The organism is Amycolatopsis circi, assembly GCF_003385235.1.
GTDB lineage: Bacteria > Actinomycetota > Actinomycetes > Mycobacteriales > Pseudonocardiaceae > Amycolatopsis > Amycolatopsis circi.
The window spans coordinates 34,737-54,667 of record NZ_PQIA01000059.1; the positions used below are offsets into that span (position 1 = coordinate 34,737).

The window sequence follows — 19,931 nt, forward strand, 5'->3', positions numbered from 1 at the left end:
TGGTACACCTGCGAATGCAACGCACCGTTGCATATCGGCGGGAAGGTGGAGACATGAGCGACGCACTGCCGGTGGTTTTCGTGCACGGCATCCGGCTGTCCGGGACGTGTTGGCAGCAGCAGAAACGCCTGGCACGCGGTCGAGTCGCCGCGCCGGACCTGCCTGGACACGGGACGCGACGCGGGGAGCGGTTCACCCTCGACGGCGCGGTCGATGCGGTCGCCGAGGCCATCGACGAGGTCGGCGGCCGGGCAGTCCTGGTCGGGCATTCCCTCGGCGGTTACGTCTCGATCGCGACCGCCGCCCGCCATCCGGATCGGGTCGCATCCCTGGTGGGAGCCGGATGTTCGCTCGTGCCGAGTTCGGTGTTGCGCGGCGGTTTCCGGTTCGCGCGGCGCGGCTTGGCGACGGCAGCTGACGACGGCGCGTCCTTCAGCGCGTGGCTGCTCCGCCGGGTTCTTCCGGCCGAAGTCGCCGAGCCGGTCATCGCCGCGGGAATCGCGTCCGAGGTCATTCCCGACGTGATGGAAGCAGCTGCCGGGATGGATCCGCTCGCTGACCTCGGACGGTACCCGGGGAGGGTACTTCTGCTGAATGGCCGCCACGACCACTTCCGGCTTGGCGAGCGGCGCTTTTTGGCTGCCTGCCGGGACGGAGCGCTGCAGGTAGTGCGGGGAGCGGGGCACTATCTGCCGCTCACGCACGGAGAAATGTGTGCGCGGGTGGTGGAGAGGGCTCGTGAGTGGCAATCCCGGTTAGAACCGCGATTGCCACTCACGAGGCCGAACGGATAGTGCTCACGAGTGGCGAGGCCGGCCGCCTTCCTCCCCTTCCCGCGCTCCCCCGCGCGGTCAAGGCGGCGCCTCGCCACTCGCGAGGCTTCCCCGGGGCAAATCCATGGAGCCGCGGTCGCGGGCGAAGCGGAAAGTCCCGCGCCCGCGGCTGTTTTCCCGGGTGGTGGCACCCGCGCCCTCGACGACGGTCAACCCCCACGTGACCGTGTCGCCTCCCCCGCGAGGTGCTACCCGTGAGCGGCGGTGCGGCCTGAAAGTGTTCTGGGCCACAGTTTCCGCGCTCATCGGTAAGGTACTCCCGCCCGGTACCGGTCGACCCCAGGCTTGAGCTGCATTTAAGGCAGATGCGCCGTCCGGGTGACGGCGGGAGGGCGGGTCAGCCGCGAAGTCCTTCGACTGTCGCGAAGCCATCACTGACCGTCACGCTCGTGCCGCGCCGTGCGGACATCTCCACAAACCGCCGGAGCGCGTCGTCGGCGTCGGTTCCCGTCAACGGTACGCATTCGTTGTCTTCGTCGCGGCGGATCGGCACCAATTCCACCCGCATCTGCTCGCCGACGACGCAGCCGGCGAGCAGGCCGTCGCGATGCCGGTCGCGCATGGCGGGCCAGTCGAAGACGAGGTTGCCCAGGCTGTAGAGGATCGGGCAGCCGCGGTAGACCTCGACTGGCTGCACGGTGTGCGGTCCGTGGCCGACGACCAGGTCGGCACCGGCGTCGATGATCGCGTGCGCGTAGGTCACCTGGTACTCGGTCAGTTCTTCGCCGGGGAGGCCCCAATGCATTGACACCACAACGTGGTCGGCTTCGGCGCGCGCCCGCCGGATGTCGGTGAGCAGGAGCTCCAGGTCACGGCGGACCGGCGTGGTGTGCACGATCGGCGGGCGGCCGGGGACGTCGAGGACGCGCGGATCCGGTTGGTACGACGTGTAAGCACCCGCCACTGCGACGCCCGGGGAGTCTTCCGTCGCTTCCTGGCCGACCGGCCAGCACAGTGACGTGTAGGCGAGGAACGCGATCCGGCCGCCGGGCCGTTCGAGGATCGCCGGCGCGTGCGCTTCGGCGAGGTTCGAGCCCGCGCCGCAATGCGCGATTCCGGCGCGGTCCAGCACGGCGAGGCTCGCCATCGCCGCGGCTGGTGGGTAAGTGACGTTGTTGGCCACCGAAACGACGTCGATCTCGGCGGCGGTCAGCGCGGCGACCATCTCCGGCGGCGAGTGCCGCCAGTTCGGCTTGTGCGGGATGTCCATGCCGGTCGAGCCGGACAGCGGTCCTTCGAGATTCACGAACCGCACATCGGCGCCGGTGAGCAGCGAGGTCAACGGGTGGAACGCCGTTTCCGGGTTCGCGCGGCCCTGCAGGTTGACGTCTCCGCCGAGTACGAGCGTGATCATTGCGTCAACCCGTCCAAAGGAGGAATTCCCTCCAGCTCGTTACGAATCGTTGCCCTTTCGTCTTCCTCTGCTTCGCTTGTTCGGGGGACGATGCCTCGACCGTTGACATGCAGAGGGGACTCAGGGTGACCATATCCCGTCGTCCCGCCGGGGGCCGCAGCGCCGGTGGGGCAAGACTGACCAGAGGCGCGGTTGCCGTCTCCGCCGCTGCTCTCGTGCTTGGCGGACTGGCCGCGCCCGCTTCGGCGGCGCCGAGCGCGGACGCCCTGATCGCCGAGGTCTACGGCGGTGGCGGCAATTCCGGCGCCACGCTGACCAACGACTTCATCGAATTGGCCAACCACGGCGGCGCGCCCGTCGCACTTGATGGTTACAGCGTCCAGTACCTGCCTGGTTCGGCGAGCGCGTCGAGCAAGTGGCAGGTCACGCCGCTGGCCGGGTCCGTCGCGCCGAAGGGCCGCTACCTCGTCGCGGAGGGAAAGGGGAACGGCGGCACTGTCGCGCTGCCGACGCCCGACGCGACCGGGGGCATCGCGATGTCCGCGACCTCCGGAACCGTCGCGCTCGTGTCCGACAGCGCGCCCCTGACCTGCAAGACCGCCGCTGATTGCGCGGCTGACAGCCGGGTCAAGGATCTCGTCGGCTTCGGCGATGCCGTTGTCCGCGAAGGAGATCCGGCCGCCGCGCCGTCCAACACGACCTCGGTCGCACGCGCGGCGACGCTCGCCGATACCGACAACAACAGCTCGGACTTCGCCGTCGGCGACCCGACGCCCACCAACACCAAGGGCGAGACCACCGGCACCCAGCCCGGCGAACCCGGTGTCCCGGCGAAGATCCACGACATCCAGGGCACCACGCGGATTTCGCCGTTCAAGGACAAGCAGGTCGACGACGTCACCGGCGTCGTCACCGCGGTGCGCGGCTTCGGCTCGGCGCGCGGGTTCTGGATGACCGACCCGCATCCGGACAGCGACCCGCGCACCAGTGAGGGCCTGTTCGTCTTCACCGGATCGACCACGCCGGACGTGGCGGTCGGCGACGCGATCACTGCGCAGGGCAAGGTCAAGGAGTACTACCCGGATGCGCCCGCGACCTCGAACTACCAGTCGCTGACCGAGCTGACCAGTGCACAGTGGACGGTCGGCTCTTCGGGCAACCCGTTGCCTGCTCCCACTGTGCTGACGGCCGACCAGGTGCCGGACATGCTGGCTCCGAACGCGGGCGGCAACATCGAATCGCTGCCGCTTGAGCCGTCGAAGTACGCGCTGGACTTCTGGGAATCGCACGAAAGCGAGATCGTCCAGGTTTCTGATGCGCGGGTGGTCGGCCCGAGCAACAAGTACGGCGAGCTGTATGTGACCACGAAGCCGCAGCAGAACCCGACGCCGCGCGGCGGGACGGTTTACCTTGGCTACGACAAGATCAACACTGGTGTGCTGAAGGTCCAGTCGATCATTCCGTCCTCACAGCAGGCGGCTCCGAAGGTCAACACCGGTGACGTGCTCACCGGCGTCACCTCCGGCCCGGTGGAGTACAGCAACTTCGGCGGGTACACGCTGTTCGCGTCGAAGCTGGGTGCGGCGAAGGACAACAAGCTGCAGCGGGAAACCACGCGCAAGCAGCGTCCGGGCGAGCTTGCGGTGGCGACGTACAACGTCGAGAACCTCGCACCGTCCGATTCGGACACCAAGTACGCGCAGCTCGCGCACGGCATCGTCGACAACCTCGCGACCCCGGACATCGTTACCCTGGAGGAAATCCAGGACAACAGCGGCGCGACCGACGACGGTACTGTCGACGCGGACGCGACGCTGAAGAAGTTCACCGACGCGATCGTCGCCGCCGGTGGCCCGCAATACCAGTGGCGGCAGATCGACCCGGTGAACGACCAGGACGGCGGACAGCCTGGTGGGAACATCCGCGTCGGCTTCCTGTTCAACCCATCACGGGTGTCCTTTGTGGATCGGCCGGGTGGCAGCCCGACTTCGTCAGTGGGAGTGACTTCCGACCATGGCAAGGCACACCTGACGCAGTCGCCCGGTCGGGTCGACCCGGGTAACGAGGCGTGGGAGGACAGCCGGAAGCCGTTGGCGGGAGAGTTCGTGTTCCGCGGGCGCACGGTTTTCGTGCTGGCCAACCACTTCAACTCAAAGGGCGGCGACCAGCCGACGCACGGCCGCTACCAGCCGCCGACGCGCAGTTCCGAGATCCAGCGGCAGAAGCAGGCGACGGTGCTGCAGGGGTTTGTGTCGCAACTGCTCGGAGCGGACCCGCGGGCGAACGTTGTGGTGGCTGGTGACCTGAACGATTACCAGTTCTCGCCCGCGCTGGCGAAGCTTACGTCGGGTGGGTTGTTGAAGGATCTGATCTCGACGCTGCCGCCTGCTGAGCGGTACAGCTATGTGTTCGAGGGGCAGTCGCAGGTGCTGGACCACATTCTGGCTTCTGCCGCTCCGCGTGGGGTGGACTACGACGTGGTGCATGTCAACGCTGAGTTCGCAGACCAGGCGAGTGACCATGACCCGCAGGTGGTGCGATTCCGTCCTTCGGCGGGGAATCCGTTCGCGGACTTCGCCAACGATGTGCTCGACCAGCTGGACCGCTTTCTGCACCGTACGGCGTAGCTAGTTGTCCGTGAGGGGAACCCTGAGGGACTCTGATTCCGTCAGGGTTCCCCTCACGGATGCTGCTGTCTTGGCCGATCCACCTGTCCGCGATTGTCTGGATCGTGGAGGGCTTCGGCGATCTTGGGAAGATCTTGAGGCAGAGCCTTCGCCGCGAAGGTCCTCGCCGTCAGCCACTTAAAGAGCGGCCGAGCAATACTTCCTATCAGCGTGCCGGACGCGGCAACAATTGCCGCGACTTCCGCCACCGTTGCCGTCACGACGTACGCCTTTCCCTACGTAGATCGCCCCGAGCTGCGGGCCAGGTGTGATGTCACCGGCGAGAACCGGGCGGTACCTACATCGAATAAACCTGTATGCATTTGCATGCATAACCACACGAACGGGTGAATCATGACGACGTGGGCAGATCCACGCTGGGGCTGGCGCGTGGCTCCCAGGCGGGTGCCGTGACTTTAAGAGCAGACTCGCCAAGGGGTTGCTGACCTGGTGATATGGTCCCGCGATTTGCGCGACTCTCACGTCGTTCGGGCAGGTTGAGCCACTTTCTGAAGCGTTTTCGCCAGCCAAGTGCACCAAGTTCCGGCGAGATTCCATTCGTAGCTAACGTTTCGCGCGCCAGCCAAGCCCCAGCACCGCCTGGACCAGCTCCTGATAGCTCGGCTTGACCTCTTCCAGATACCGATCCAAATACTGCGGCCGCGCCGTAGTAACCGGCTGCGGGTCGTCCAGCGCCTCCACGAAGTTCAGTCGCGAAACGTTGTGCAGCGCCATTTTCCACCATCGGCTCGCGCGTTCGCGGGTCTTCTCTTCCCGATCCTGCGCAGCAGCAACTGCAGCGTGCGCGTCCGCCAGCTGGCGTTCGATCTCGTCCGCCCGCGCCAGTTCCCAAGCGCGCAGGCTGTCCGCCGAACCGCGGGCCAGGCCGACGATTTCCTTGTACCGCATGGCGGGGCTGGTGGTTCCCTCGGTCACGGCGTGCCTCCCGCGGTCGGCTCGGTTTCTGGGCGCTGGAACGGGATGATGACTTCCGGAGCCCCGTGCGTGGTGCGGTCAAAGAACAATGCCCGGCCTGGTCGCGGCGACCAATGCACGACCTGCCCTGCGGCGAACGGCGACAGTTCGTTGCCCTGGACGTCTAGGGCAGCCCAAGTGCCGATGTCGTCTGTGCCGCCGAACCCGAGCGTGTCCTTGAGTCGCGCGATGCTGCGCCACCAGCCGATGGTGTGCACGCCGTGCGCGGGACCGTTTTTCAGCAACGTACGCAGGTGATCGAGGCCGCTCTTCAACTGCCCGACGGCTTTTGCCTCCAACGAAGGCAGCGCAGCGTCCACTCCGTACAGCAGCAGGATGCGCGGCGTCGTCGTGGATAGCGACTCGACGATCGATTCCAGCTCGGTGGAAAGGTCTTCGGTGAGCGTCGCAATATGGCCCTCGGCTTCCAGGCGGCTCTTCAAGTCCAAGACCGCTGGCGAGCTGGCCACGATCGGGCAGTGGAGCAGGAATTCGACCTGCCCGAGTTCCAGTTGTCGGGAGAGCGATCGGGCGGCAGAGTCCATAATGGACAAAGCCTCTGCGGTCGCGCCGCCGAGTACTGCGATGTTCCGGCCGGGTACCCGAGGCAGTTCGACACCACAAGCGGCTTCGGTGACGTCGATCGACTGACCCAGAATCGCGCGCGGCTGGGGGCTCGGCTTGAGTTCCACGAACGCAGGGAACTGTTCGAGCACCGGTGAATGCGCACCGTCGAACAGGCGTGGCCGCGAGAATCGGCCAGCATAGAGTTCCCACAGCTTTTGCTGCAGGTTCACGAAAACGTTGCGGGTGCTGGCATCCGGTACGTGCGCGAGCTGATTCCCGTGTGCGACACCGGAATCGTGGTTGATCACCGCATGCCACTTAGGTGCGGAGACAGCCGCGTTGTTCGTCTCGGCGAGTACCCGGCGCGCCTTCGGCATCGCGATCCGCAGCGTGCACTGCTCGAATACTGCGGGCTTGCCCCAAAAGGCTTCGATGCCTGCGACGTCTTGGCTGGCAAGGACCAGGTGAATGCCTTGCGAACGACCGCGTCGCGCGATGTCTTCGAGTAACTGCGTCGCTTGCGCGGTCACCTGATCACGACCGGCGAAGAGGTACTGGAATTCGTCGATCACCGCGACGATCCGCGGCCAGTGTCCGCCCGGATCCTGTTCGCGCAGGTCAGCCAGGTTGGTGACCTCGTGCTCCTTGGCGGCGGCAGAGCGGCGACGTAGTTCGTCGGCGAGAAAACGCAGCAGTGCCAACCCGAATTCGCGGTCGGTGTTGACATTGACCCCGACCAGTTTCGCGTGCGGCAGCCAGCTGGAGTCCTTGCGACCGGGCGCGAGACCGGCGAACGAGACGCCTTCCTTGAAGTCCAGCAGGTACAACGCCAGCTCGTCCGGCGTGTAGCGCGCGGCGAGACTTCCCAGCAACGCGTACAGGAAGTTCGTTTTCCCGGAACCGCTAGGGCCGCCGATGAGCGCGTGCGGGCTCGCGTCGCCGATCACCACTTCGACGGCTTCGCCCTCGTGGAATCCGATCGGCGCACGCAGTTCTCGTGCGGAACTTTCCTGGCCGATCTCGGTTGGCATCAGGTCGGCGAACGACCTAGGCCCGCCTTGGCGAGAGATCAGCGCTTCGGCGATGCGGTTCGCCGCCCGGATGACCTGCCCGGACGGCATCGGCGGATCCAGGTCCACGACCAGGTCGCTGCCGGTCATGCTGCTGACCGCGCGGCGTTCGTCCAGCAGGCTCAGCGTTTCGATCGACGCGCTCACCGCGGTGGGCACGTCCACCAGGATCAGGCAGATCCCGGCCGCGAGCGCACCGCTGGCCACGCGTTTGAGGTCGCGCGCGCGTTCCGCGTCGAGGGTTTCGCCGTTGCCGTACAGCACCGCGATCCGGTACGGCTCCAAGCGCTGGTTGGTGGCTTTTCGCACTTCCCGCAACGAAGTGTGGCCCGCTTGCATGCCGGTGGCGTGGATCCGGCGGATGTGCCCGGCGAGTTCGTCGAGCAGATCCTCCAGCCGCGTCGGGTCGTACAGCGACAGCGCGCTCGTGCGGCTGAGCGGGTACAGGTCCGGCAGGATCGCGGTGAGCTGGCCGACGTCCCACAGGTGGATTTTCACCGCGCCGGGCTCGAACGCCGACAGCACGCGCATCAGCAGGCCCTGCACGATTCCGTCCACCACCGGCCGGGTTTTCGGCGCGGACGTGATGGCCAGGTGCGATTCGTCCAGCAACGGCACGGCGACGTCGAACGTGCGCGAGATGTCGCGTCCGGCCGTGGTGGCCGAACCGACTCGCCACAACCCGGGCGCGGTGACGCCGGGGTTCGTGCCGACGCGGCCGAGCCATTCGCTCGGCGGCCGTCCGGCCGGTCCCGGCGCGTGCGCGGCGACGAGGTCGCGCAACTCGCCGGGACCGGCGCTCCAGTCTTGGTAGAAGGCGGTGCGGGTGCCGCTGAGCGAGGCGAACACCTCGTGCGCCGCCGGATGCCGCGCCCATTCCGTCTGCCGCGCCGGATCGGCGTGGTCCATGCCGACCCGGACGATCTCCTGTTCCAGCGTCAGCCGGGCCACCTCGGCCTCGGCCATTTCGCGCGCGCCGGCCGCGGCCCCGAGCACGAGCCCGATCTGGTGCCGGACCCGGTCGAGAGCGGTTTGCACACGGTTGCGTTGCTCGGCTGCCTTGCTGGCCATCTCATCCCTACAGGCGTGACTGGTATCCGCCCACCAAATCGTCGGCGGCGGCTAAACGGGTGAGGAGGTGCTCGAGCGCCTCGTCGGCCTGCGCCCATTGGCCCGGCAGCCACGGATCTGCCTTGGCCTGCGCGTCGACGAGTGCGCGCCGGGCGTCGCCGAGCAGAGTCCTCGCCCGCTCGGCGTGCGCCCGTCCGTCGCCGACCCCCGCTCGCGCGGCGGTGAGCAACTGGTGGATTTCGGCGAGCCCCGACATCGGCGTTAAAGCCGCGCCGAGTAGGAATCGGCCGACGAGATGCCGGCCTGGATGGTGCTCTGCATGCCGGTGATCCCTTGCAGCGCTTCGGCGAGCAGGCCGTGCGCCTGGTTCACCTCGTGCTGGCTGCTGCCCTGGGTGGCTTGGGACAGCGACAGCTGTGCTTCTTCGAGTGCCTGCGCTGCCTGCTGCAGCGCGGCGATGCTCGCGGACGCCTTCTCGTTCGCGAGCGCGATACCAGCGCGGATCTCTTCCACTCCGGCCATGGGGGCGGGCTCCTCGGTGCGTCGTGGGCTGAAACGACCACATACAAACTTAGCGTGATCAGGTGTCTTCGGTAAGTAAGTGAGAACGGGAGAATCGACAAAGCCCCGGACGCGGTCGGCAGTCCGGGGCCTGTCGGGCGTCGGCTCCGAGGGTGCGCACGGGGAGCCCGAAACCCGCGTTTCAGCCTTCTGACCTGCGGGATTTCACGGCGTGCGCGACGGCCAACGCCCAGGTCAAAACGGTATTCGTGACACCGGCGAACCTCTCCGGACGGCTGCGATGAAGTCTGCGGCGAAGCCTAGCGGGTAGGACCGTTCGGCCGATCCCAGCCCCTGCCGCGGTTGCGGACAGCGACGGCCCGTGCCCCGGCTCAGCGAGCCCCGGCCGGATTCGGGTCGTCTCCGAGGTAGGTGCCGTAACCCTCGACGACGAGCGGACCGTCGAAGACCAGGACCTCGTTGACCAGTCCGCCCTTCTGGTTGCGGTAGTTGATGACGAGCGCGTCGAGTCCGACGTAGACGCCGACGACCTCGAAGCGCAGATCGGGAATCCGGCGCAGCCCCTCGGCCCAGTACGCGCGCAGCGCCGCTTTGCCGCGGAGCACTCCGTCGCCGCCGATCACCTGGATGGCGACCGGGGACCGGAACGTCACGTCGTCGGCGAAGTGGGTCATCAGTGCGTCGAGATCGTGGGCGTTCCAAGCCTTTGCCCAGCGGTCGGCGAACTCTTGAGCTGCGCTGTGGTCCATGAACCAATTCTGCCAGCGTCCGAGGGGTGGGATTGTGCGTCGTCAGAGCACTCCCTGGCGCGCCAGATCGGCCGCGATCCCGTCCAGGACACCGGAAAGCCCGGACGCGAACAGCTCGTCGAGATTCCACGGATCGGCCATCGCCCGCATCGCGCTGCCGAGTCGTGGGTACGCGTCGAAGCTCGGATTGTGCGCCGGTGCGCCGCGGCGTTCGGCCTCCACGTCGCTGACGTAGGTGAGCGCCACGCCTTGCACGTACGAGGCGAACAGGAACATGTACCGGAACGCGTCCGCCGGGTCGAGATCGAGACCGTCGAAGGAAGCGAAGGCGTGCTCGCTGTCCGCGGAAAGCGCGGGGCTGTCGTGGGTTCGGGTCGTCACCAGCACTTTCGCCAGGATCCACGGGTGGCGGTGGTAGAGGTCCCAGTCGCGGTAGGCGGCGCGCTCCAGTCCGTCGCGCCAGTCGCGCGGCGGGGTTTCCGGCGGCGGGACCTCGGTGAGCGCCGCTTCGACCATCAGTGCCACCAGGTCGTCTTTGGACGCGACATGTCGGTAAAGCGCCATAGTCCCCGCGCCTAGTTCGGCCGCCACCCGGCGCATCGACAGCGCTTCGAGCCCCTCTGCGTCCGCGACCGCGATTCCCGCCTGCACGACTCGGTCGACGGTCAGGTGACTGCGGTCCTCCTCGGACTCCGCCTTGCGCGCCCGGTACGCCTTCGCCTGGCAAGCCCTTGAGCAGTACTGCCGCGGCCGCCCTCGATCCGGAGCGGCGAGCGGCTTTCCGCAGGACCCGCACTTCACTCGAGGCACCTCTTTTCGTCACACATCGAAAGACCGTGCGAAAAGTCTAACTCGCCCGGAAGAAGCTGGATGATTGTGGTGTTTAAAAGGTTTTGAGTATCGATGGCGGGTGTGCGTACTTTGTACGCATGTTCGAAGAAACTACCTCCGCGAAAGCCGGTCCACGGGAATGGATCGGACTGGCGGTCCTGCTGCTGCCGTGCGTGCTGGCGTCGATGGACATGTCGGTGATGTTCGTGGCCATGCCGTCGCTGACCGCCGATCTGGAGCCGAGCAATTCGCAGCTGCTGTGGATCATGGACTCGTACGGCTTCCTGCTCGCCGGGCTGCTCATCACCATGGGCACGCTCGGCGATCGGATCGGCCGCCGCCGATTGCTGCTCGCCGGGGCGGCGGCGTTCGGCGGAGCGTCGATCGTCGCCGCTTTCGCCGCCACGCCGACGATGCTCATCGCCGCCCGGATGCTGCTCGGCATCGCCGGTGCGACGCTCGCGCCGTCCACGCTCGCGTTGATCCGCAACATGTTCCACGACGCCCGGCAGCGCGCGACCGCGGTCGGCCTGTGGACGGCGGGCTTCGCGGGCGGTGCCGTCCTGGGCCCGATCATCGGCGGCCTGCTGCTCCAGCACTTCAGCTGGGGCTCGGTGTTCCTGATCAACGTTCCGGTGATGGTTCTCCTGCTGGCGCTCGGCCCGCTGGTGCTGCCGGAACACCGGACCCCCGCGACAGGGCGGTTCGACCTGCTCGGCGCGGTGCTGTCGATCGTGTCCGTGCTGGGAATCGTCTACGGCATCAAGCAGATCGCCGCGCACGGGTTCGACTGGTTGGCGGTCGTGAGCTGCGTCGCGGGTCTCGCGGTCGGTGTGGCTTTCGTGCGCCGCCAGCGCAGCGCCGCGCACCCGCTGATCGACCTCGCGCTGGTGCGGTCGCGCGCCTTCGCGGTGCCGTTGCTGATCGACCTGCTGGCGACGTTCGCGCTGGTCGGATTCAACCTGTTCACCTGGCAATACCTGCAGGTCGTGCTGGGAATGAGCCCGCTGGAGTCGGCAGTGTGGTCGTTGCCGACGTTCGTCGTGATGCCGGTCGGAATCGCGATCGCCGCCACACTGGCCGCCCGGATCGGCAAACCGCGGGTGATGGCGATCGGCCTGCTCGTGGCCGCGGCGGGGTTCGGACTGCTGACGCTGCAGCCGCCCGGAGTCACGTACTTCATCGCCGCGCTCACGGTCGTGTCGCTCGGCATCGCCGGAGTCGCGGCGGTGGTGACGGACGTGATCCTTTCCGCCGCGCCCCCGGAGCGAGCCGGAATGGCGTCGGCGATGGCGGAGACGTCAGCGGAGTTCGGCGGCGCGATGGGTATCGCGCTGCTGGGAAGCATCGGCGCGGCTGTATACCGCTCGGCGATGCCGTCGGATGCCGGGAAAACCTTGGAGTCCGCAGCGAAGCTTCCGCCCGGGGATGCGTTGCGCGAGGCGGCTTTCGCGGCCTTCGGAATGGAAACCCGAGTGGCGGCGGCGGTGTGCGCGGTGCTGACTCTTGGCGCGGCGGTGGTGATCGCTCGCACTCGCTGAAACGACGAAGGTCCCGACCGCACTGCGATCGGGACCTTCGTCGTGTTGCAGCGGAGGATACAGGATTCGAACCTGCGAGGGCGTGAACCCAACACGCTTTCCAAGCGTGCGCCTTAGGCCGCTCGGCCAATCCTCCGTGGGGAAGAATACCGGATGGCCCTCCGGGCTTCCGCAGGTGGTCCGACCTGCGCGAACCGGTTCAGGCCGGGACGACGTCGGCGACCACGATGGTGATGTTGTCCGGGCCGCCGCCCTCGTTGGCCAGTGCGATGAGCCGCGGGACGATTTCCTCCGGGGCGCCGTAGGCGAGGACGTCCAGGATGGCCGGTTCGCTGGCGCCCGCGGTGAGGCCGTCGGAGCAGAGCAGGTAGCGGTCGCCGGCCTGCGGGACGAACTCCCAGACGTCCGGTTCGGCCGAGCCGGTGCTCAGGAGCGCCTTCATCAGCATCGAGCCGCGCGGGTGGTGGTCGGCGTCGGCGGCGCTGATGGTGCCGTCTTCGACCAGGGCCTGGGCCAGCGTGTGGTCGCGCGTGATGCGCTGCAGTTCGCCGTCGCGCAGGAGGTAGCCGCGGGAATCGCCGACGTGGGCCGCGGCGAAGTGGGTGCCGTCGAATAGCAGCGTGGTGAGGGTGGTGCCCATGCCTTGGGTGGCGGGGGTTTCCTCGGCCACCTGGGCGAGCTGTCCGGCGATCCGGCGGACGCCGTCGGAGAGCAGGTTCGACAGGTTGTGCGCGGTGAGGTCCAGCGTGCGCAGCTCCGCGTCGAGCGAGGCGAGCACGCTGACCGCGGTCGAGCTGGCGACTTCGCCGTGCGGCTGGCCGCCGATGCCGTCGGCCACCACGAGCATCCGCCCGCTGGCGTACACGGAGTCCTCGTTGTTGGTGCGTCGTCGCCCTTGGTCTGAGCCTGCGGAGTAGCGCAGGGCGAACCGGGTCTGCTCGGTGGCCATGTCCCCATAAAACCATTGGTTGACTGAGTTAACAAGCAAAACGATGGAAACCGCTGTCGTCGGCTATCGTGCTCGTCATGGCAGACGACGCGGCGGTGAGTGCGGCCGACATCGCGCGCCTGGCGGGCGTGCGCCGGGCGGCGGTGAGCAACTGGCGGCGGCGCCACGATGATTTTCCCAAACCGGTAGGCGGCACGGCGTCCAGCCCGCTGTTTTCGTTGCCGGAGGTCCAGGAGTGGCTGCGCGGGCGCGGTCGTCCGTTCGAACTCGCTCCGATTGACGAGGCGTGGCAACGGCTGCGCGCGCTCGGCGACGACCTCGACCTCGGGGCGCGGCTGGCGGCGGTCGGCGAGTATCTCGCGGACGATGCCGAGGGCCCGGACGATCCGGAGTTGCTGGTGCTGATCTCCCAGCTTGCCGCGAGCGAAGGTGCGGCGGAGACGTTCGAGCAGCTCTGCGACCGCTTCTTCGAAGCGCACGCCCGTCGGCTCTCCACGACGCCGACCGCGTACGCCGACCTGATGGTGCGGCTGACCGGCGCGAAGGGGGCCACGGTGCTTGACCCGGCATGCGGGTTCGGGTCGCTGCTGCTGGCTGCGGCGGCCACGCGGGCACGGGGCCAGGACGTCGACCCGGATACCGCGCGGATCGCTGGCATCCGGTTGCGGCTGCACGGCGCGGACACCGAGGTGCACGCGGCGGATGCGTTGCGCGCGGACGCTTTTGCCGATCGGCTGGCGGACGTCGTGCTGTGCGATCCGCCGTTCAACGAGCGCGGCTGGGGGCACGAGGAACTCGTCGGCGACGCGCGGTGGGAGTACGGTTTGCCGCCGCGCGGCGAGTCGGAGCTGGCGTGGGTGCAGCACTGCCTGGCGCACGTGAAGCCTGGCGGCGCGGTGGCGGTGTTGATGCCGGGAGCGGCGGCCGGACGGCGGAGCGGAAAACGCATCCGGGCGAACTTGCTTCGCGCCGGCGCGTTGCGCGCGGTGTGCACGCTCGCGGCCGGCACCGATCTCTGGCTGCTCACACGACCGGAGCCGGAGCAGCGCGCGCCGGCGACCGTGTTGATCGCCGACACCACTGCGGATGACGTCGAGCAGGTGTGGCAGGACTTTCTGGCCGATCCGGATACCGGCGAACGCATCATCGACGTGCTCGACGACGACGTCGACCTCACGCCGTCGGGACGCCCTGGAGAAAGCGACTCGGGCGAGGCTTTCCTTGCCGCACAACGGCTCTTCGGGCAGATCGGGATCGAGCTGCCCAAGCTGGAGCCGGCTTCCGGCGAAACGGCGCACACCACCGTCGGCGAGCTGGTGAAGGCGGGCGCGCTGCGGATCACGCACGCGTCGCCGCGTACCGCTGGCGGCGACGAACCCGTGCTGACCACTGACGACGTCCTCCTCGGCGGCCCGCCGACCGGCCATGCCGCGCCGGACCCGGCGGCGGTGTTCGCGCAGGAAGGCGATGTGGTCGCGTCGGTCACCGGCGCGGTGATCGTCCACAGTGGAGCGCCGGTGCGGCTCGGGCCAGCGCTTTCCCGTTATCGCGTGGATCCGGAGCTGCTTGACGCGCAGTTCCTCGCCGGGTGCCTGCGCGCCGCCGACTTCCCGGTGCACAGCGCGTCGACTCGGATCGACGCGCGCCGGCTGAAGGTGCTGCGGCATCCGCTCGAAACGCAGCGTGCGTACGGCGTCGCGTTCCGCGCGCTCGCCGACTTCGACCGGGCACTGCGGCAAACCGCGGAAATCGGCCGCGACCTGGTGCGGCTAGGCTTTGCCGCACTCGCCGAAGGACGGCTGAAGCCCGGTGGCGGGTGAGCGCTGTGAGGGGGCCCATGCTGATCGCGGACCGCTACGAGGTCGACGATCTGCCGCTCGGGCGGGGCGGCATGGGTTCGGTGCACCGCGGACTCGACCAGCGGCTCGGCCGGCGCGTCGCGATCAAGCTGCTGCGATTGCCTGGCGGTGACGAAGAGCTGGAGGAACGCTTCGCCCGCGAAGCGCGCATCCTCGCGACGCTCGACCATCCCGGCGCGCCCACGCTGTACGACTTCGGCGCTCATGACGACCGGTTGTTCCAGGTCATGCAGTTCGTCGAAGGCGTGACGCTGGACGATCTGCTCGCCGAGCACGGTCCGCTGCCGGTGCCGTGGGCGGCGGCGATCGCGGCGCAGGCGGCCGCGGTGCTGTCGGCGGCGCACGCTCGCGCGGTCTGTCACCGTGACCTCAAGCCAGGCAACCTGATGCTCTGCCCGGACGGCAGTGTGAAGGTAATGGACTTCGGGCTCGCTGTGTTACGCGAAGCCGACACCGCTCGCTTCACGCGCGCGGGACAGCTGCTGGGTACGCCGTCGTACATGGCTCCGGAGCAGATCCAACGGGGGCACGCGGAGCCGCGAAGCGATCTGTACGCGCTTGGTTGCGTACTGCACGAGATGCTGACTGGCCGTCCGGTCTTCACCGGGCCTACGGCGTACGCGGTCTTCGACAAGCAGGTGAAGGAAACAGCGCCGGTCGTTCCCGGCGTACCGCGGGAGTTGAACGCGCTTCTCGCCGCGACGCTCGCGAAGGATCCTTCGGTGCGACCTTCTGGGGCGGAAGTGCTGTACGCGCATCTCGTGCCTTTCGCGCGGGACTTGCCGCCGTTGCCGGGATTCCTGCACCCGGCAACGGTGCTGAGCCCTTCGCGGATGTACGCGCGCATGGTGGGGCTTAGCGGCGAGCGTTGATGCTCGTCGGCGTCTGCTCCGACAGCGGCAGCCCAAGCTTCTGGATGCGGTAGTAGGTGAAGAGGTTCTGCACGCCGATACTGACGCCGATCGTGAGCATGATCGTCGAAGACGTCACGGTGTTGCTGACGCCGAGCGCGGCTCCGATGAAGGAGAAGCCGACGCGTACGCCAATGGTCGCGAACCACAGCACCAGCGTGAGCGGAGTGCCCTTCACGAACGTCGTGCCTTCGCGAGCGCTGAGGACCGAAGTGGAGCTGCGCAGGACGCCCAGCAGGCCAAGGACTATGACATCGCCAGCCAGCAGCGTGTATTCCGTCACGGTCGCGCTTTGCAACGCGGTGGCGGAGGAGAACGCGCCGATCGCGGTCAGGATGAACGGCAGCGTCAGCAACCGCTTGCGGCTGAGCAGCGTGCCGCGCCACTGCCGGTAGACGACCCGGTAGAGGACGAGCGCCGCGATCGCGACGTAGAGAACGATGGTGAGCGGGCCGAGGTTCACGGTGCTCCTTCGCGGAGGTGGTCGGCTTCGCCCGGCCGGCGGCGGGTGCCGGGAGGCTGCCCGGCGTGCTTCCAGCCTCGCCGGAATCAGTGCGGTTTTCGTCGGCGTGCGGGCTGGTGCCGGGTGGATCCGCGGTTCAACCCGAGGGTGGATACGCCGGATCGTGACCATTGCCGAGCAACCCTGTGGGGGTGATGGTCGTCTATTCGGGTGATACGGGTCCTACTGATGGTGACCCGACCGAATACGGGGGTACCGGATCGTGAAAAGGGTTCTGGTGGGGATGGCGGCGCTGGCCGCGGCTTTCGGGCTCGTGGCGTGCTCCGGCGGCGCGGCCGGGTCGGCTTCCGGCAGTGGGGCGGTCCCTGCCGCGGTGAGCGTGCCCAGCTCGTCTTCCAGTGCGCCGACCAGCAGTTCTGCCCCGGCGAGCAGCAGCAGCCCGGCAAGCACCAGCGCGACTCCGACGCCGAAGCCCACTCCGAAGCCCGCGCCCAAGCCGCAGCCGAAGGCCGATTCGGATGCGAGCACCGCCGACGTCCCATGCGCGGCGGCTGCCGCGGCTTCGGGCACCAGCGCCTGCGTCGACATCTCCGGGCATCACGCCTGGCTGCTGCAGGACGGCAAGGTGATTTACGGCCCCGTCTCGATGCTGCCCGGGCGCAAGGGGCACGCGACCCCGACCGGCACGTTCCACGTGACGTCCAAGGAAAAGATGCACCTGAGCAAGGAGTTCGACAACGCGCCGATGCCGAACTCGGTCTTCTTCTACCCGGGCGACGCGTTCCACACCGGCAGCCTGAAGGTGTACTCGCACGGCTGCGTCCACCTGTCGGCGACCTCGTCGCTGCGGTTCTTCAACACCTTGCACGTCGGTGATGTGGTTCAGGTCGTGCCCTGACCCAGAGCGTCAGACCCAGAGTGTCACGGTCGAGTAAAAATCACCCGTTAGAGGCAACTTCCTCCCCTTTCTGAGCGATTACCGAAGGCTCAGAAAGGGGGCCTGGATGGCCTGGCGCAAGCTCCGTTCCCTTCTCGTGGCCGCACTCGCGGTCGTCGCCGTCCCTGTCGCGGTCACCGCGGTCGCCCCGGCGGCAGCAGCCGATACTCCGGCGCTGCCGCCGGGGTTCGTCTTGCGGGACCTGCCGACCGGACTCGGACAGTACGAGTTCACCGACTTCGCCTGGCTGCCCGACGACAGCGTGCTGGCGCTCGGCAAGTCCGGCGTCGTCAACTGGGTCCCGGCCGCGGGCGGCGGCGCGCCGCAGCGGATCGCGACCTTCCCGGTCGAGACGCAGGGCGACATGGGCCTTACGAGCATCGCGCTCGCGCCGGACTACGCCACCTCGCACCAGATCTACCTGAACCGCTCGGTGTCGCTGGGCAACGGCCAGTACACGCTGCGCGCCGCCAAGTTCACCGTGCGGCTCGACGGAGCGGGACATCCGTCCGGACTGACCGGCGAGCAGGTGATTTTCGACCTGCCCGGCAGCCCGTATTACATCCACGGCCTCGACACGGTTTACCCCGCGCCGGACGGCACGCTCTGGTACTCCGTCGGCGACAACGGCGACGCGGGCAAGACCAACCCGGTCGCCTTCGTCGCGCAGGACCTCGATTCACCGTTCGGCAAGATCCTGCACCTCACTGCAGACGGCAAGGGCGTCCCGAGCAATCCGTACTACAACGCCGCCGCGCCGGATTCCGCCCGCAGCAAGGTGTTCGCGAGCGGGTTCCGCAACCCCTTCCGGTTCAGTCTGGACCCGAAGAGCGGCCTGCCGGTGGTCGGCGACGTCGGCTGGTACACCTGGGAAGAGCTGGATGTCGTGCAGCCGGGCGCGAATCTCGCTTGGCCTTGCTACGAGGGGAACCACCTGACGCCGGGCTATTCGACCGACGCGCGGTGCGCAACGGCGGTGAATACTCCGCCGTTGTGGGACTACCAGCACGGGACTGGCCCCTCGCAGGGCAACAGTGTCACTGGCGGGATTGTGTACGGGGGAAGCACTTATCCCGCTGCTTACCAGGGCGCGTACTTCTTCGGGGACTATGCGGGGCAGAAGATCTGGACGCTGCGCTACGACACGCAGGGCAAGCTCACGCAGGCGCCTTCGAGTCCCGCGCCGTTCCAGAATGTCGGTGGGGTTACTCGGATTTCCGCTGCGCCCAACGGGGACATCGTCTTCACTGACCTCAACTCCGGGGTCCTGCGGCGGTTGAGCTACTCGACGAACAACGCTCCGCCGGTGGCTAAGGCGACGTCGTCGACGGATCCGGATACTCGTACGGTTTCCTTTGATGCCAGCGGTTCTACTGACGCTGATGGTGATCCGCTCACCTATTCATGGGACTTCGGCGATGGCACTACCGGAGCCGGGGTTCAGGCCAGCCATCAGTATGGGGACGATGCTTCGTTCACTGCGACGTTGACTGTCAAGGATCCGCTTGGCGGTGTCGGGACCGCGAAGATTGCTGTCGCGCCGGGAAACCACTCGCCGGTGTTGACGTTGTCCGCGCCGAACAAGGACTTTGCGGTCGGTGAGCCGGTTTCGTTGTCTGCCACGGCTACTGACGTTGAGGACGGGTCGCTTCCGGTTACGTGGACGTCGTTGATTCGGCACTGTCCGGATCTTGGGGCGTGCCATGTGCACCCTGGGGATGGGGCGACTGGGCCGACGTTGACGGTTCCGTTTACTGATCACACTGACTCTCGGATGGAGTTCACCGCGACTGTTACCGATAGCGCGGGGGTGCAGGCCAGTAAGACGTATGTGGCTTACCCGCGCCAGCATCGGTTGACGTTGGTGGGGACGCAGCCTGCCGCGTTGAGCATCCCTAGCGAGGGCGGCGTCAGCAGCGCGATGGTCACTGAGGGTGCGACATTTGACGTGACTGCGGCGTCGGTCGGCACCGATGGGGTGTCGAAGTTCGCTGGCTGGCAAGGGGGTCCGGCTACGTCTTCGTGGTCGATCACTGTTGGCGCTGGTGATACGACGCTTACCGCCAACTATGTGACGGCGATCGATCAGCGGTATGCGGCTGAGCCTGGGTTGCGGAGTTTGCTTGGTGCGGCTGCGGGGCCTGAGGTTGTCGACGGGCCGGTGCGGTATCGGGCTTATGCGAATGGGCGCTTGTACTGGTCCGCGGCTACCGGGGTGCATGAGATCGGGGGCCGGATTCTGGACCGGTATCTCGCTATTGGCGGGCATCAGGTTTACGGGCCGCCGGTTACCGATGAGACTTCGACTCCGGATGGGGTGGGGCGGTACAACCATTTGATTGGCACGCCGGGGAGTCAGGCTGCTTCGATCTACTGGACTGCGGCTACCGGGGCGCATTCGGTGCAGGGGCAGATTCGGGTCAAGTGGGCTGCGCTCGGGTGGGAGCGTGGGGTTGGGTATCCGACTACTGACGAGTCCGGGACTCCTGATGGGGTTGGGCGGTTCAATCACTTTACTGGTGGGTCGGTTTATTGGACTCCTTCCCTTGGGGCGCATCAGATTGGTGGGGCTATTCGGGATAAGTGGGCTGCGTTGGGGTGGGAGCGGGGGCTTGGGTATCCGACTACGGATG

Annotated in this window: 18 protein-coding genes and 1 tRNA gene; 7 read left to right on the forward strand and 12 right to left on the reverse strand. The window is 67.5% G+C overall.

The window, feature by feature from the left end:
• Positions 1-53: 53 nt before the first annotated feature.
• On the forward strand, positions 54-794 hold the full coding sequence (locus tag D0D37_RS24180) for an alpha/beta fold hydrolase (protein ID WP_208720115.1): 741 nt from the start codon (positions 54-56) through the stop codon (positions 792-794).
• 376 nt (positions 795-1,170) lie between these two features.
• On the opposite strand, the gene D0D37_RS24185 is transcribed toward D0D37_RS24180, so the two are convergent.
• The gene (locus tag D0D37_RS24185) at positions 1,171-2,187 is read right to left on the reverse strand and encodes a CapA family protein (RefSeq protein ID WP_116202851.1); all 1,017 of its coding nucleotides are present in this window, start codon (positions 2,185-2,187) and stop codon (positions 1,171-1,173) included.
• Between the two features lie 215 nt (positions 2,188-2,402).
• Between D0D37_RS24185 and D0D37_RS24190 the strand changes: the two genes are divergently transcribed.
• Positions 2,403-4,814: an endonuclease/exonuclease/phosphatase family protein gene (locus tag D0D37_RS24190; RefSeq protein WP_341867994.1), complete on the forward strand. Its 2,412-nt coding sequence runs from the start codon at positions 2,403-2,405 to the stop codon at positions 4,812-4,814.
• Positions 4,815-4,867: 53 nt separating this feature from the next.
• On the opposite strand, the gene D0D37_RS46815 is transcribed toward D0D37_RS24190, so the two are convergent.
• The 7 genes from D0D37_RS46815 to D0D37_RS24220 form a co-directional block, all read right to left on the reverse strand.
• Positions 4,868-5,074 (reverse strand): hypothetical protein, encoded by a 207-nt coding sequence (locus D0D37_RS46815; protein WP_162834447.1) that lies wholly within the window; start codon positions 5,072-5,074, stop codon positions 4,868-4,870.
• A gap of 343 nt (positions 5,075-5,417) precedes the next feature.
• Positions 5,418-5,789 (reverse strand): hypothetical protein, encoded by a 372-nt coding sequence (locus D0D37_RS24195; RefSeq protein ID WP_116202852.1) that lies wholly within the window; start codon positions 5,787-5,789, stop codon positions 5,418-5,420.
• Positions 5,786-8,536, reverse strand: a complete 2,751-nt coding sequence (locus tag D0D37_RS24200) for an FtsK/SpoIIIE domain-containing protein (RefSeq protein WP_116202853.1) — start codon at positions 8,534-8,536, stop codon at positions 5,786-5,788. The genes D0D37_RS24195 and D0D37_RS24200 overlap by 4 nt, the downstream gene beginning before the upstream one ends.
• Before the next feature lie 7 nt (positions 8,537-8,543).
• Positions 8,544-8,792, reverse strand: a complete 249-nt coding sequence (locus tag D0D37_RS24205) for a hypothetical protein (protein ID WP_116202854.1) — start codon at positions 8,790-8,792, stop codon at positions 8,544-8,546.
• Between the two features lie 5 nt (positions 8,793-8,797).
• Complete coding sequence (locus D0D37_RS24210; RefSeq protein WP_009084635.1) at positions 8,798-9,058, reverse strand: hypothetical protein; 261 nt, start codon at positions 9,056-9,058, stop codon at positions 8,798-8,800.
• Positions 9,059-9,429: 371 nt separating this feature from the next.
• Complete coding sequence (locus D0D37_RS24215; protein ID WP_116202855.1) at positions 9,430-9,807, reverse strand: YybH family protein; 378 nt, start codon at positions 9,805-9,807, stop codon at positions 9,430-9,432.
• Between the two features lie 42 nt (positions 9,808-9,849).
• Entirely contained in the window at positions 9,850-10,608 is a 759-nt protein-coding gene (locus D0D37_RS24220; RefSeq protein WP_208720117.1) for a TetR/AcrR family transcriptional regulator, read from the reverse strand.
• A gap of 128 nt (positions 10,609-10,736) precedes the next feature.
• On the opposite strand from D0D37_RS24220, the gene D0D37_RS24225 reads away from it, so the two are divergent.
• On the forward strand, positions 10,737-12,179 hold the full coding sequence (locus tag D0D37_RS24225; protein WP_116202857.1) for an MFS transporter: 1,443 nt from the start codon (positions 10,737-10,739) through the stop codon (positions 12,177-12,179).
• A gap of 51 nt (positions 12,180-12,230) precedes the next feature.
• On the opposite strand, the gene D0D37_RS24230 is transcribed toward D0D37_RS24225, so the two are convergent.
• Positions 12,231-12,315, reverse strand: a tRNA-Ser gene (locus D0D37_RS24230).
• 63 nt (positions 12,316-12,378) lie between these two features.
• Positions 12,379-13,128 (reverse strand): PP2C family protein-serine/threonine phosphatase, encoded by a 750-nt coding sequence (locus tag D0D37_RS24235; protein ID WP_116202858.1) that lies wholly within the window; start codon positions 13,126-13,128, stop codon positions 12,379-12,381.
• Positions 13,129-13,205: 77 nt separating this feature from the next.
• On the opposite strand from D0D37_RS24235, the gene D0D37_RS24240 reads away from it, so the two are divergent.
• Together D0D37_RS24240 and D0D37_RS24245 are read left to right on the forward strand one after the other, a co-directional pair.
• A complete protein-coding gene (locus D0D37_RS24240; RefSeq protein WP_116202859.1) occupies positions 13,206-14,948 on the forward strand; it encodes an HsdM family class I SAM-dependent methyltransferase in 1,743 nt (580 codons plus the stop codon).
• 17 nt (positions 14,949-14,965) lie between these two features.
• Positions 14,966-15,859: a serine/threonine-protein kinase gene (locus tag D0D37_RS24245; RefSeq protein WP_116202860.1), complete on the forward strand. Its 894-nt coding sequence runs from the start codon at positions 14,966-14,968 to the stop codon at positions 15,857-15,859.
• On the opposite strand, the gene D0D37_RS24250 is transcribed toward D0D37_RS24245, so the two are convergent.
• Together D0D37_RS24250 and D0D37_RS48105 are read right to left on the reverse strand one after the other, a co-directional pair.
• Positions 15,843-16,361 (reverse strand): hypothetical protein, encoded by a 519-nt coding sequence (locus D0D37_RS24250; protein ID WP_116202861.1) that lies wholly within the window; start codon positions 16,359-16,361, stop codon positions 15,843-15,845. The genes D0D37_RS24245 and D0D37_RS24250 overlap by 17 nt on opposite strands.
• A gap of 222 nt (positions 16,362-16,583) precedes the next feature.
• Positions 16,584-16,949: a hypothetical protein gene (locus D0D37_RS48105; protein ID WP_244223648.1), complete on the reverse strand. Its 366-nt coding sequence runs from the start codon at positions 16,947-16,949 to the stop codon at positions 16,584-16,586.
• A 37-nt stretch (positions 16,950-16,986) separates the two neighbouring features.
• Here D0D37_RS48105 and D0D37_RS48110 point away from each other — a divergent pair, with 37 nt between their 5' ends.
• Together D0D37_RS48110 and D0D37_RS24260 are read left to right on the forward strand one after the other, a co-directional pair.
• Positions 16,987-17,259 (forward strand): L,D-transpeptidase family protein, encoded by a 273-nt coding sequence (locus D0D37_RS48110; protein ID WP_244223649.1) that lies wholly within the window; start codon positions 16,987-16,989, stop codon positions 17,257-17,259.
• 106 nt (positions 17,260-17,365) lie between these two features.
• Positions 17,366-19,931, forward strand: a 2,566-nt coding sequence (locus D0D37_RS24260) for a PQQ-dependent sugar dehydrogenase (RefSeq protein WP_116202863.1), incomplete at its 3' end; no start/stop codon positions are given.